Raw genomic sequence first — 13091 nt, forward strand, 5'->3', positions numbered from 1 at the left:
CTCCGACACAGGTGCCACCCCGGACACACTTCTGGAGCAGCGCCATCGAACACCGATGTGAAGCGCAGCATGAAAAGGCCGCAAGTTTGGTCGATCTGGCCTTCCTGATTTCTTGATGACCTCAGTCCACCCAAACGGCAAGCGGGAGTTCATTTAACTCGCGGCGGATGCCTCTCCAACGTGGCAGCTCACCATCCAAGACCTGAGTGAATTTATTATCATGAGTGGGGAAAATAAGATGTGCGTGTTCATGCACGATCACGTAGTCGATCATCCGCTCCGGCTTTTTTGCGAGTTCCGAATTCAGCCAAATGATGCCCTTGTCGGGATTGCAACTACCCCACTTGGTTTTCATCGGGCGGATACCCCACTTTTGCGGGAAAACATTCAGACGTATGGCCCAAGATTCGATGCGCGGCGCGGCCATTTTCCTAAGTTCAGCCTTCAGCCAAGCGTTCATCCATCGGCGTAATTGGTCCGCCTCGCTGCCCACGGGGGCGTTCAGCATTAGCTTATTGTTGCCCAACCGGGAGATACGGTGAACTTTCTTGTCCCACTCCTGAACTTCAAGCCTCAACGGTCGACCGAATAGGAAGTGAGTTTCCCCAGAGATATAGCGACGCGGAGGTTGACGTTCCTGACTGAGGAATTGTGCCTGTTTACGTCTTATCCACGACATCCTCGTCAAGACGGCGAACCTGATCGCGTCGGCACTTATATTCTCCGGGGCGGCGACCCTGACCCGACCCTCGGGCGGATAGCAACATATATGCAGATTCTTGATCTTCTTGCGCACGATCTCAACGTCGATGCCGCCGATCTCCGCAAACTCAGTATTCACTTTGATTCTTCAGTTGTTGATTTCCGACGAGGCTACGAAACCGCCCTGCCCGCCTCAAGCCAGTTTCTTCAGACAATGCCTCATGGTCGGCAAGCGCTTTCCGACCGGTCCACTCCCAGCGTATCCAGCGTGTCCAATTGGTGTTCAAAGCCATCTATCGGCGCGACGTTAATGACCGCATTATCGGTTGCGAGCAGGATCGGCTGGCGCAATTGTCCGTCCCAGTCACGGATACTTCCGCGCACGCCCTTATAAAGGTCAACGTACAAATTCGGATACCTCAACGCTTGGCCAACCGCAGTGCGCTCGGACGTACCAGCCTTGGTCACGGCTTCCACGATGCTCTTGACTGCCACCCAAGCCGCCCAGTCCTCGGAAGCCATATCGCGCCCGGCAAGGCGACGGAACCGTTGGTTCAGCTGTGGTGCGCCGAAACGTTCGAAGGTCCAGTGCCAAGCGACCGGCCTCAAGCCCTCGGATCCGACCACGGGCCTCGCATCATAGGTCGCGTAGGGCACGAACCGGCCGAAATCACCGTAGTCGTCGACGAGCCAGATCACGTCATGGCGCACACCGCCGGTAAGCAACGCTATGTTGCTCCGGTCGCGGCGTCTCGGGTCGTTCGTCTGTTCGAATGATATCTCTTGCGCGATCCGAAGGCCGAACTTCGCGGCGGACCGGCGCACGTTTTCAACCTGTTTCGCATCTTCCTCTGTTGGTCCCGAAAGAAGTAGAACATCTGTCCAGCCCCTTGCCCGCAGATGTTGGGCCAGCGCATCGCTCAACATTGCCCGAGATGGAGGCGTGTGGAAAAGGTTTGTTGCGCAGTTCTCAGCGCGCCAGCGGTTCGACCCGTCCCGGATATTGAACAGAAGGTCGTTCTGGCGCGCGTCGGCCAGCGCCTTCTCCATCGCTTCAAGCGGCAGGTCCAGTAATATCGCCAGCGGATCCGTTTCATGCACAGCGCGAAGAGCATCCTCAAGGTTCTCTTGTGTCGCTAAAACCTCTTCGAGCTCGAAACTGACCCCGAGAGAGCGGCCCAGCACACGTGAGTCCCGAAACCCGAGCCTGGCCCCATCCAGTGGGCGATGCCGGTCCCGCAGCAACAGGCCGGTGTAAAGCCTTTGCGGCTCGTAGCGAAGGTCACCCTCAATCCCAAGGTACACGACCCGAACGACCTCCTGCGCAGAAGCGCCCGAGGTCAAAAGAAGCAGAAGTGCAAGGACCCTACCGATCATCGATCAGGATGTCGTATGGTACGCGACCCACGGGGATTGAAGCGATCGCTTTAAGCGCCTCCGTATCGATCACAGTCACGTCGTCGGAAAGACCATTTGCCACGTAAAGCCGTTTTTCGTCCGAGGTGAGTTCCAGACCCCAGGCCCGCCTTCCGACGAGCACATAGGCAATGACCTCCCTTTTGGGCACATTCACAACCGCAACGTGGTTGGCGCGACCAAGCGCTACATAAGCACGCTGACCATCTTGGGTTATGAGCAGGTCCACCGGTGTCACTTCTTCGGACCGAAAGCCGGTCGGCAAGAATTGTATATCTCCGTCCAGCTTAAGAGACGCAACGTCGATTATGTTAACGATGCCAGCCAGTTCGGCAGAGACCCAAAGCTCGGTCTCATCCGGTGTCAGCGCAAAGCGCCGCGGGCGCGTATCGACCAGAATGTCAGCGATCACGTCGTTGGCCTCCAGATCAATGACATGGATCAGGTTCGCGGCCTCAGAGGCCACGAAAACCAGCCGTCCGTCCGACGTGACTTGCACTCCCTCCGGTTCCTCTCCGGTCAGATACTCAGCAAGGAGCTCCCCTGTTTCGACATCATAAACCGATGCTGCGGCGTCCTCTTCATTGGAGACAATCAGACGTCGTCCGTCAGGGTGAAGGTCGAAGGTCTCGGGTGCAGGCACGCCGCGTATACGACCGGTCAATTCCAGCGTATCACTGTCGTAGATCGCGATCATATCGTCATCGGCACAGCCGACGAAGAACGATGATCGATCTGCATTGAAATGGACACCACGTGGCCGCGCGCAGGTATCGACCGTTCGAATTACCTCCAGTTCGGGAGACAGAATCGACAGCGTATCACCGCGTTCATTAGTGACGATGGCATTACCTGACTGCGCTAGAACCTCACTCGAAACGAGGGCGAATGCGCAAGCCATTAACAAGGCGCGTAGAGTGTACGACAACTTGCTCAGATCAGGCGTCGTCAAAATTTTCTACTCCTTTTGCCTCGATGCGGATATGATAGGCTAAAATAAAGTTTCGACAATACTCACCTTGGGAGGAGACGGTATGAAGACTTTGTCAGTAATGGCCGCAATCGGTATTGCGGCATCAATCAGTCTGGGCGCGGCCAGCGCGCAGGAAGAAACTTCGGCAAGCACCCTCTACGGAGACATGCAACATGTTACACAGGATATGCTCGACCGTGCTGCTGGAGATGGCAACAACTTCCTCCACACGAATCACAACTACGAGCAGACGAGGTATTATCCCGCGACGCAGATCAATACCGAGAACGTAAAGAACCTTCGGCCGGCCTGGATTTTCCAGACCGAGGTCGTCGATACGATGGAAACCTCGCCTATCGTGGTGAATGGCGTCATGTACGTTACGACTGCCTTCAACCATGTCTATGCGCTAAACGCACGGACGGGCGAGCAGATTTGGCATCACAAGCACGCAATGGGTCCGATCACGACCTACTGCTGCGGCCCGAACAACCGCGGTGTAGCGGTATCGGGCGGCAAGGTGTTCATGGGAACCCTCGACGCCAAGCTGGTGGCCCTTGACGCCAAGACCGGCAAGCAACTCTGGGAAACCCAGATCGCGGAAGCGGAACTTGGATATTCTGAGACGATGGCACCTTCCGTCGTTGAAAACATGGTTCTGATCGGCACGAATGGAGGGGAGTATGGCATCCGAGGCTTCGTTAAAGCCTTCGACACCGAGACCGGCGAACTGATCTGGACTTTCCACACGGTCCCCGAGAACTCGGTCGGGGTCTGGGCGACGCACGACGCCACGGGCCGAGACATGCTCCGCGATATTGACGCCGAAAAGGCCGCGTTAGAGAAAATGGGTGATCCCTATGAAACTCTCGGTGGCGGCGTCTGGCAAAACCCTGCAGTAGATTTGGAAACGCGGCGCATCTATTTCGTCGTTGGCAACCCATCACCCGACCTAGACGGATCGCTTCGTCCGGGCGACAACCTCTATACGGACAGTCTTGTCGCGGTGGATCTGGATACGGGTGAGTATGTTTGTCACTTCCAGTACATCGCGCATGATGTTTGGGATCTCGACGCAGTTTCGCCGCCGATCATCACGGCCGTCAAAGACAATGAGGGCAATGATCGAAAGGGCATCCTTCATGCCGGAAAGACAGGCCACGTATATATTCACGACGCGGAAGACTGCTCGATGCTGCGTTTCTCCGAAGCAATGGTTCCGCAAGAGAACATGTGGGTCCTGCCGACGGCTGATGGCGCTCGAATGCTTCCCGGTGCGAACGGCGGCGTAGAATGGTCGCCGATGGCAATAGATCCGAACCACAGGCTCACATATGCGATTAACCTGCACCAACCGATGACCTACACAGTGCGCTCGACGCCCTATCCGGAAGGTAAGCTCTGGCTGGGTGGCTCGTTCGATGTCATTCCGGACGAAGAGCAATGGGGCAACGTCACCGCAGTCAATTACGATACCGGCAAGATTGCGTGGAAAGTACGCACCCAGCAACCGATGATCGGCGGCGTCCTGGCAACAGCCGGTGGCCTGCTTTTCTCGGGCGAGGGCAATGGTCTGTTCAAAGCCTATGACAGCTCCAACGGCTCCGAGCTTTGGCGCTTCCAGGCGGGTGCTGGCGTCAACGCTCCTCCGTCGAGCTATACGGTCGAGGGTGAACAGTACATTGTCGTAGCCGCCGGCGGTAACGCTCAGCTCAACTTCAAGCGTGGCAATAACATCATCGCCTTTACGCTTGCTGACTGAGAAATAATCTGAAACTCAAAAAAGGGCGGGCCTATCGGCCCGCCCTTATTTCGAACGGAGACGCTATCATGAAATTCCTGCTCAGCGTACTTGCGCTGTCATTCGCTGCCATTCCCGCTCTTGCAATGGACAATTTCGTCCTTGAGGATGAGATCGCGCTTTGCATGACTTGTCACGGGGAGGCCGGAGTGCCCGTCGATCCTGAGTACCCGGTGATCTGGGGACAGGAATATTTTTACATTTACACACAGCTTCGCGACTATGCAGCGGGTCGGCGTGACAATGAGATAATGTCTCCGATCGCTGCGGAATATGACCGCGATCAGGCCAAGCTTCTGGCTGAACATATCGCAGCACAGCCTTGGCCAGCCATTCCCGCCGAGACGAAGGATGGTGATCCTCAACTAGCCCAAAAGGGGATAACGGGGGGGCAATGCAGCGCGTGCCATGGCAAGTGGCAGGGCGACAGCCGGATCCCGCGCCTTGCGGGTCAGCAGGTCGATTATCTCAAGAAGACAATGCTGGATTTCAAGAACGAAGCTCGCATGAACGCACCGGACAAGATCAGCACGATGAAGCAACTGGACGACGAAACTATTGACGCATTGTCGCGCTACCTCGCCACGTTGGACGCACATTAACTCATCGATTAAGCAATGCGGCCGTTGCATCATCTGCTGCCAAATCGGCGGCAGTTTGCCCCGCTTTGTCCGTTATGCCCGCATCCGCACCGGCTTCGAGCAGAAAGGCCACCATTTGCGCGTGACCGCGCTCCGCCGCGATCATAAGGGCGCTTCGGCCGCGGTCGTCTGTCCGGTCGATCCCGGCGCCAGCCTCGATCAAAAGCCTCGCGACTTTGATAGCATCCGCCGTCGGCGCGTCGTTTGCGTAGCCAGCAGCCCACATTAGCGCCGTCAGATTATGGCCCCAAACCTTGTCTGCATCGGCGCCGGTTTCCAGTAGACGTTTGACAATTCTGGGGAAAGCGCGACCAGATGCATAAATCAGTGCCCCCTTGCCGTGGCGGTCTACCGCACCGGGGTCTCCGCCCGCTTCCAGCAAATCAGCGAGCATTCGCAAATCGCCCTCGAAGGCAGCCGCGATAACCGGCGTGACACCTTCGCGGTTGGCGTGATTCACGTCCGACCCGGCATCAATCAACTTCGTGACCATGCGCCTCCGGCCCGCTTCCACCGCAGCCAATAGTGGCGTTGTCCCTCCGAGATTCGGATGATCGAGCACAGCCCCGCGTTCAAGCAACATTGATACGACTTCGGTCGCGCCACGCGCTGCAGCCGCGTTGAGCGGCGTTCCTCCGAACCGGTTTCGGGCAGCAACGGAAGCGCCTTTTTCAAGCAGCATAAGCGCCGTTTGCGGGCAGTCCAGCGCTGCAGCCTCGAATAGTGCCTCGTGCAGCACCCGTCCTTCAAGGTTCGCAGGAGACTGGGTGATACGAAATTCCAGGGCCTCGCAAACCTTGGTAACGGACTGAGCGCCCGCGGAAGCAGTTGTCAAGACGAGGAACGCGACGGCGAGAGAGGCGGATTTTCTCATTTTACAACAAAAATTCCGCTGAAACCCTGTGTCCGAAGCCCCTCGACGTAGAACTCGTATTCGCCTGGCCTTTGGGGAATAAACCAAATGTCGATCTCACCGTCGTCGTCGAATTCAATTGCATGCAGGCCAAAAGGTTTGACTTCCTTATCTTCGATGACAACCTGGTCGATCCAGCTTTCACGGAAGAGGCCGGGTGCGAGGAATTTGTATTCTTCCAGACCATCAGCCTCTATGCGCCAGCGGTAATAGACGCCTGTCTCGGCCTCGTATCGCTTTTTGGAAAAACCGCTGGCGGCGACGAGGGCGAGCGGCTCCAGCCGCGTCGCCCGACGGGTAGGGTCCCCTGCGGCTGCGACGGAACTTACAACACAGGACATAACAAGAAAACTGAATGCAGTCATGGCTGTATTCTTCATTTCCGCGTCCCCACCTTCTGAAGGTATTGTTTCGATGTCAGGCTACCACTGACCAAAGCGGCAAAGCAATCTTCGTGCAGCTTTGACACGGAGCTGAAACAATTCATCTCTTGCGTCCTGAGAATCTTTCGCTTTGCCATACTGCCATTGCTTTTGCTTGCGATCACGCCGCCAAAGACGGCACGGGCAACGCCAGCCGTCGATTTCTCGCCACCACTCGATCAAGAAAACTGCCTTATCGGATGCTACTGGACTTGGCTGAAAGAGGAGGTAGATGCGCCAGCAAACCTTACGTGGCCGAGTGTTCGCATTGGACCTTTGCCGCGAACGGTCATGACATGCTCCCCTGAGAGTCCGCTATTATAGGTTGGCCTGTTCAGGTTCAGGTCTTCCTTTGACCGGTTAACATATTCTGCAGGTGTCATGCCAGCGAGGCTTGAATGCGGGCGGTGGTTGTTGAAGTCGGAGGGTTTGCTCCACGGCGTGGATACTAAAATCATTCTTGCAGGGCTCAGCGCCCTGCGGCCGACACACAATCCTCAAGCGTTATTTCTATATTTTGCTCGGAGTCCTCTTCGGATGGAGACGCGCAAGATTGAGCCCTCCCAAATGGTTTTCCTGGTGAACCACCTGTTTTCCATTTGTCTGTGAGAACAGGAGCTAAAATTTTCGATAAATCAAATCGGGAACAATATTCGGACTCACTTCCCTTTCCAGCAGCGCGTCAAGCACAGCTCGTCCCGAAGATTTTCGGCAAACAGGATCAGTGGCGGTAGCATCGTTCAGAATGGCCATCGCCTGACATCGGCATCCTGCAAAATCCACATCTCGCCGGTCGCAGGTTTGACATAGTTCGGGCATCCAATCCGTGCCTCGATACGCGTTAAAGGCTTCGCCGTCGTACCAGATGTCTTTTAACGAGACTTCGGTTACTTTTGCGAAAGTTAGCCCGGGTATCGTCTCTGCGGCATGGCAGGGCAAAACTGTGCCGTTTGGCGTGATGTTAACACCTGTCGAACCCCAGCCATTCATACAGGCCTTGGGAAAGTCAGAATAGTAATCCGGTGGGACAAAATCAATCACGAGAGCGCCTTTCAAGCGCTCACGCGCTTCCCTGACAACTCGTTTCGCAAGGTCGACCTGATCTCGGTCGGGCTGCAATGCTGCGCGATTTTTCAGCGCCCAGCCCTGAAATTGCACACAGGCAACTTCAATCCTGCGTGCGCCCAATCGCTGGGCCATATCGATCGTTGCAGGCAGATCATCAAGGTTCTCACGGTGCATTACCGCGTTCAGTGTAAGCGGCAAGCCCATTTCAGAAATTTGAGCGGCAACATGCATTTTACGGTCGAAACCGCCCTTGTAGCCGCCAATGCGGTCTGCCATGCGCGCATTAACGCCTTGCACTGATAACTGAATATGATCCAGTCCAGCTTTTTCCATCGCCTCGAGCCTCTGCCGTGTGAGGCCAATGCCCGAAGTGATAAGATTTGTATAAAGTCCAGCCTTTTGGGCTGCGGCCACAAGTTCCACTATATCCGTGCGCGCGGCGGGCTCACCTCCTGATAAATGCAGTTGCAGCACACCAAGTTCGGCAGCTTGCCGAAAAATTTCCGTCCACTCGGCTGTAGAGAGTTCACTGTTCCTTTCCGTCAGTTCCTGCGGGTTGGAACAATAGGGGCATGCCAGCGGACAGCGGTGCGTAAGTTCGGCAAGCATGGCGATCGGGGGATTAACCATCAACGCGTTCCAAAAGTTTCTTGTTTGCAAGGTCGGTGAGGAACGCCGAGACATCGGCTTCAATGTCATCTTTTGGCGCATCGTAAATGTCGGCCAGTGTCGTTGAAATCTGATCGATGCTCATCGTGCCATCCACATATTCTAGAATCGCACATCCGATATCGTCAAGCATCAGCACGCGCTCGGGCCCCAGCAGCACCGGCACGCCGCGCACCTTGTCAAAATGCCGTCGCACGCCTCTCGGCAAAATTGGTACATCGTCACTTTTCATCGCAATAACCCGTCGCCGGGTTGCCAGGCGCCGGGTGGTATCCATCCCGGCGAAACATAGGCGTAATACAACGCATCCAGTTGAGACCAAAGCACTTCAGTCTTGAAGATCAGCGCGTTAGCCGCTGCATCCTGCTGTTCCTGTGTCACCGCATGGTCAAGCACCCAACTCAGGCCGAAGGCAACGTCACGCGGGGCTTCGGTCAGCCGGTGCTGAAAGTAGGATATCGTATCCGAATTGGCAAAATCATAGTGCTTGAGCAGGCCCTCAATCCGGTCCTTGTGAATTTTGGGAGCAAAAAGCTCCGTCAGCGACGAGGCCACCGCAGGCAACATCGGCTCTTCCCGCACAAAGCGTACATAGGCATCCACGGCGAAACGCGTAGCTGGCAACACACCCTGCGCCGATGAAACATACTGCGGATCAAGCCCAACGCCCTCTGCCAATTTCAGCCATCGGTGAATTCCGCCTGTTTCTTCCTCCGTTCCATCATGGTCTTCGATGCGACGGCGCCAGCTGCGCCTGAGTGCAGGATCACTTACACGCGAAAGAAAGGCCGCGTCCTTCATCGGAATACGAGACTGGTAGTAATAGCGGTTGATCACCCAAGCACGCACTTGATCTGGAGTGCACCCTCCTGAATGAAGCAAGTGATGAAAGGGATGTTTGTCGTGGTAGCGCTCTTCTCCGATTTGGCGGAGGCGCGCCTCGAATTCATCCCGGCCCGCTGCCACCGTGTTCATAGTGCAATCTCCATTCCATCAAAGCCGATGTCCCACCCTTTCGCTATGACCTGTGCCCGTTCGGTGCTGTCACGCTGCAAAATTGCGTTGGTGTTGTAAATGTGCACGAAAACCCTGCGTGCCGAAAGACCACTGAGGCGTTCCAGCCTCCCATCAGCACCATTCAGCGCGACATGCCCCATGCGTGCGCCTGTCTTCTGCCCTGTCCGGGTGCGGAGCATATCGTCGTTATCCCATACCGTACCGTCGAAAAGCAGCAGGTCCAGCGCGTCCAGCCGTTCCAGCAACCAGTCAGGCAGCGCTGCGCATCCCGGGATATAGGCCGCGCGCTTGCCATTCACTTCCAGCAAAAGGCCAATGGTCTGCTCTCCGATCGCTTCGAGATCCAGCGTGGCCTCATCTTCAAGAAAAAGAGCCACCTTCCCCGGAACCGAAAATGCCGTGACTTCAACACCAGGAACCGGTTCGAATGTCTCCTCAAGGACAATTGTCCGTCGTGCCACCAGCTTGGCATCTAAGACGTTGAACACGGAGTTCGCGATCAGAATATCCATTCCGCTGGAGGTTGCATAAACGGTGAAAGGTGTTTTTTCACGCAAAGTAAGAAGCCCCGCGATGTGGTCGATATCGCCATTGGTCAGAACCACCGCGCCGATAGGTGTGTCGCGCAGCGATCTCGGCCAGAGTGAGGGTGTTCGCTGCAGCTGTATCGCGATATCTGGCGAGGCATTCAGCAGAACCCAGCTTTCGCCATCTGCAGACACCGCCACGGACGACTGTGTCATCGCAGGCAGTTTACCCGCCCGGGCGTCCCGGCAGTTGTCACAACCGCAGTTCCATTGCGGCAAACCGCCGCCCGCACCCGCGCCAAGTACAATTAGTCTCATTCCAAGACACCAACACAACGGCCGCAGGCCGTCCCCGTCTGTAGATCACGCGTCTTTGCCGCCACGATCATCTTTGCTAACTTGATTACAGAGGATCAAACCATTCGTGTCTCCTTTACTCAAGGGCTTATGATCCTCATTTCCTGCCACGGTGCTATTATTTCACCGCAGGTTCGAATGATCTGTAAGTGCCCGGAAATTTGCCAGTCCGATGTATCGGTGCCGGGATCATGCGCTGTGCCGGAGAAAATTTCAGCGCGCCATTCAAACCTTGGCGTGTTGTCGCAGTCAAAAACCCTGCAAAAGGATACGCTTCGAGCTGATTTATCTTTGACTTTGACAACGAACGGAAGGCTGTCAAAATATGTTGTTCCGACCCTGCCGATCGGCGAAACGCAATTCAACCAAGAAGCGTATGCGAACAGGTTTTTTCAAAAATTGGCCTCGCAGTCGCTACATGAAAGCCCTACGCTGTGCTGGAGAAGTCAAGTGTCCGGAAAATATCATCAAATGATTGGTCTCAGGGTCTCAGATGTCAATTACAGTTATGGTGCCCGTAAAGCACTTGATAACGTAAGCTTCGAGGTATCAGAGGGTACTTTCTGCGCATTGCTGGGGCCGAATGGCGCGGGGAAAACCACACTTTTCAATCTGCTGACCAGGTTGTTCACAGGGCGCACAGGGAAGATAGAGATTGCCGGTCACGATCTCGGAAGCAGCCCAAGGCAAGCCCTTTCGCGCCTCGGCATCGTCTTTCAGCAGCCAACTCTGGATCTTGATCTGACGGTTCGACAGAATTTGAAATACTTTGCAGCGCTGCACGGCCTGTCCGGCGCCGAAGCACTACGCCGAATAGATGCTTGCCTTGACCGACTTGATATGTTCGCGCGCGCTGGCGAGAAAGCGCGAAACCTCAACGGAGGTCACCGGCGGCGTGCGGAGATTGCTCGCGCTCTGGTGCCAGAACCGACAGTGCTTCTATTGGACGAGCCGACGGCGGGACTTGATCCGGCATCAAGGCGAGACATAACCGAGCATGTGCACGGTCTCGCAGACGAGGGCGCAACCGTGCTCTGGGCTACTCATTTGACGGATGAGATCAAGGCCGAAGACCACATCGTACTTCTGCATCAGGCCAGGGTTATCAATTCGGGCATGGCAGGCAAGATCAGTGGTGAGCTGACGCTACAGGACATGTTCCTTAATGTAACAGGCGCAAGGGTCGCATGAGGCTCTACCTCGTCGCACTCCGGGCAATTGTAACGCGTGAGGCATTGCGGTTCATCCACCAGCGCGAACGCTTCGTCGCAGCACTCGTTCGACCATTGCTCTGGCTGCTGGTTTTTGCCGCAGGGTTTCGCGCGTCTTTAGGGCTTAGCATCATTCCACCCTACGAGACCTACATTAGCTATGAAGTTTATATCGTACCCGGGCTCTGCGGGATGGTGATGCTGTTCAATGGTATGCAGTCTTCACTTAGCTTGGTCTATGATCGTGAGATGGGGTCAATGAAACTGCTGCTGACCTCGCCGCTGCCGCGGTGGTGGTTGCTCTTTTGCAAGCTTGTAGCGGCCACGATAATTTCCATTGTTCAGGTCTACACCTTTCTCGCGGTTACCGCTGCGTTTGGTATTACGTTGCCGTTGTGGGGCTATGTCGCGGTTTTGCCTGCGCTGGTTGTTGCCGGGCTGATGCTTGGGTCTCTTGGATTGCTGCTATCGGGCTTGGTAAGACAATTAGAGAATTTTGCCGGCATCATGAATTTTGTGATCTTCCCAATGTTCTTTCTGTCCTCAGCCCTCTACCCTCTGTGGAAAATGGCAGAGTCTTCCAGACTTCTCCGAGACATCTGTGCGCTCAATCCTTTTACTCATGCAGTCGAGCTGATCCGCTTCGCCCTCTATTCCGAGTTCAACGCATCTGCCTTTGGCTGGACCGTGTTGGCGGGTTCTATATTCACTGCCGCTGCAATCTATAGCTACGCACCCAGCCGGAGTGGCATGTCCCGCCGGGGTTGAAATTCCGGTTGCGTCTGAACCGATCCCTGCCAGCTGAAATGCACAGCCAGCACGCGACACATCGACCGCATCGAAAACTCTCCACGGTGAGCCTTAATGAACGCGTAGTTCACTGAGACTCGCGCGCGACGTCCGCGGCTGCCTTCGTCGGACAAACAGCCCCCCGGACTGTTTGCTGCCCCTCCTCAGTTTAAGATTGTGCGTTCCTCGGTCACTCTCGCCAGTTCCCGCTTCAGCCGCTTGATCTCAGCGGTCTGTTCCGCAACCTCACTGACCGCATAGCCACGCTCGACGACCTGCGCCACAGCGTCCCGCTTGAACTCATCCGTAAACCGAATTCCCTTACTCATATCCGTCTCTCCTTGGTTCCAAATTTACCAAGCAAAGCGTCGACAAAGCTAGGGGCACCTCAAGCCCCTAAATTTTGGATATTTCTGAAAATAATGCTCATGCAAAAAGACCGCGAAGTTTAACGCGGTCTTTTAGGCGGTCTTTTAGGCGGTTTTTAGTGACGTAAGCGCTTTGACAACTTTGCTACATGTGCAAAAAGATCGAAGCTTTCCGTCTCAATCTGCTCAGAACAGGTCGCCTCCGCGCTCGTCATCC

General features: G+C 55.5%; 13 protein-coding genes and 1 pseudogene. 4 read left to right on the forward strand and 10 right to left on the reverse strand.

The window, feature by feature from the left end:
• Nucleotides 1–121 precede the first annotated feature (121 nt).
• The 3 genes from AC221Y_RS12135 to AC221Y_RS12145 all read right to left on the reverse strand — a co-directional run bounded on the left by AC221Y_RS12135 (nucleotide 122) and on the right by AC221Y_RS12145 (nucleotide 3070).
• Entirely contained in the window at nucleotides 122–841 is a 720-nt protein-coding gene (locus tag AC221Y_RS12135) for a M48 family metallopeptidase (RefSeq protein WP_486707398.1), read from the reverse strand.
• An 80-nt stretch (nucleotides 842–921) separates the two neighbouring features.
• Nucleotides 922–2079: a type 1 periplasmic-binding domain-containing protein gene (locus AC221Y_RS12140; RefSeq protein ID WP_486707399.1), complete on the reverse strand. Its 1158-nt coding sequence runs from the start codon at nucleotides 2077–2079 to the stop codon at nucleotides 922–924.
• A complete protein-coding gene (locus AC221Y_RS12145) occupies nucleotides 2069–3070 on the reverse strand; it encodes a PQQ-dependent catabolism-associated beta-propeller protein (RefSeq protein WP_486707400.1) in 1002 nt (333 codons plus the stop codon). Before AC221Y_RS12145 ends, AC221Y_RS12140 begins: the two co-directional genes overlap by 11 nt.
• Before the next feature lie 82 nt (nucleotides 3071–3152).
• Here AC221Y_RS12145 and AC221Y_RS12150 point away from each other — a divergent pair, with 82 nt between their 5' ends.
• The gene (locus AC221Y_RS12150; RefSeq protein WP_486707401.1) at nucleotides 3153–4853 is read left to right on the forward strand and encodes an outer membrane protein assembly factor BamB family protein; all 1701 of its coding nucleotides are present in this window, start codon (nucleotides 3153–3155) and stop codon (nucleotides 4851–4853) included.
• A 68-nt stretch (nucleotides 4854–4921) separates the two neighbouring features.
• Entirely contained in the window at nucleotides 4922–5494 is a 573-nt protein-coding gene (locus AC221Y_RS12155; protein WP_486707402.1) for a c-type cytochrome, read from the forward strand.
• Between the two features lies 1 nt (nucleotide 5495).
• Here the strand turns inward: AC221Y_RS12155 and AC221Y_RS12160 are convergent, their stop codons facing one another.
• From AC221Y_RS12160 to pqqB, 6 genes are all read right to left on the reverse strand, one after another.
• Nucleotides 5496–6407: an ankyrin repeat domain-containing protein gene (locus tag AC221Y_RS12160; protein WP_486707403.1), complete on the reverse strand. Its 912-nt coding sequence runs from the start codon at nucleotides 6405–6407 to the stop codon at nucleotides 5496–5498.
• Nucleotides 6404–6826: a cupredoxin domain-containing protein gene (locus AC221Y_RS12165; RefSeq protein WP_486707404.1), complete on the reverse strand. Its 423-nt coding sequence runs from the start codon at nucleotides 6824–6826 to the stop codon at nucleotides 6404–6406. Before AC221Y_RS12165 ends, AC221Y_RS12160 begins: the two co-directional genes overlap by 4 nt.
• 660 nt (nucleotides 6827–7486) lie before the next feature.
• The gene (pqqE, locus tag AC221Y_RS12170; protein ID WP_486707405.1) at nucleotides 7487–8566 is read right to left on the reverse strand and encodes a pyrroloquinoline quinone biosynthesis protein PqqE; all 1080 of its coding nucleotides are present in this window, start codon (nucleotides 8564–8566) and stop codon (nucleotides 7487–7489) included.
• Complete coding sequence (gene pqqD / locus AC221Y_RS12175) at nucleotides 8559–8837, reverse strand: pyrroloquinoline quinone biosynthesis peptide chaperone PqqD (RefSeq protein WP_486707406.1); 279 nt, start codon at nucleotides 8835–8837, stop codon at nucleotides 8559–8561. The genes pqqE and pqqD overlap by 8 nt, the downstream gene beginning before the upstream one ends.
• On the reverse strand, nucleotides 8834–9580 hold the full coding sequence (gene pqqC, locus AC221Y_RS12180; RefSeq protein ID WP_486707407.1) for a pyrroloquinoline-quinone synthase PqqC: 747 nt from the start codon (nucleotides 9578–9580) through the stop codon (nucleotides 8834–8836). Before pqqC ends, pqqD begins: the two co-directional genes overlap by 4 nt.
• The gene (gene pqqB / locus AC221Y_RS12185; RefSeq protein WP_486707408.1) at nucleotides 9577–10467 is read right to left on the reverse strand and encodes a pyrroloquinoline quinone biosynthesis protein PqqB; all 891 of its coding nucleotides are present in this window, start codon (nucleotides 10465–10467) and stop codon (nucleotides 9577–9579) included. Before pqqB ends, pqqC begins: the two co-directional genes overlap by 4 nt.
• Before the next feature lie 510 nt (nucleotides 10468–10977).
• Here pqqB and AC221Y_RS12190 point away from each other — a divergent pair.
• Both AC221Y_RS12190 and AC221Y_RS12195 read left to right on the forward strand, forming a co-directional pair.
• The gene (locus tag AC221Y_RS12190; protein WP_486707410.1) at nucleotides 10978–11697 is read left to right on the forward strand and encodes an ABC transporter ATP-binding protein; all 720 of its coding nucleotides are present in this window, start codon (nucleotides 10978–10980) and stop codon (nucleotides 11695–11697) included.
• Nucleotides 11694–12485 (forward strand): ABC transporter permease, encoded by a 792-nt coding sequence (locus AC221Y_RS12195; RefSeq protein ID WP_486707409.1) that lies wholly within the window; start codon nucleotides 11694–11696, stop codon nucleotides 12483–12485. The genes AC221Y_RS12190 and AC221Y_RS12195 overlap by 4 nt, the downstream gene beginning before the upstream one ends.
• Nucleotides 12486–12526: 41 nt before the next feature.
• Here AC221Y_RS12195 and AC221Y_RS12200 read toward each other — a convergent pair.
• A pseudogene (locus tag AC221Y_RS12200) lies at nucleotides 12527–12835 on the reverse strand (transposase); the annotation flags it as partial.
• Between the last annotated feature and the right edge of the window lie 256 nt (nucleotides 12836–13091).

This window comes from Boseongicola sp. (assembly GCF_057460485.1).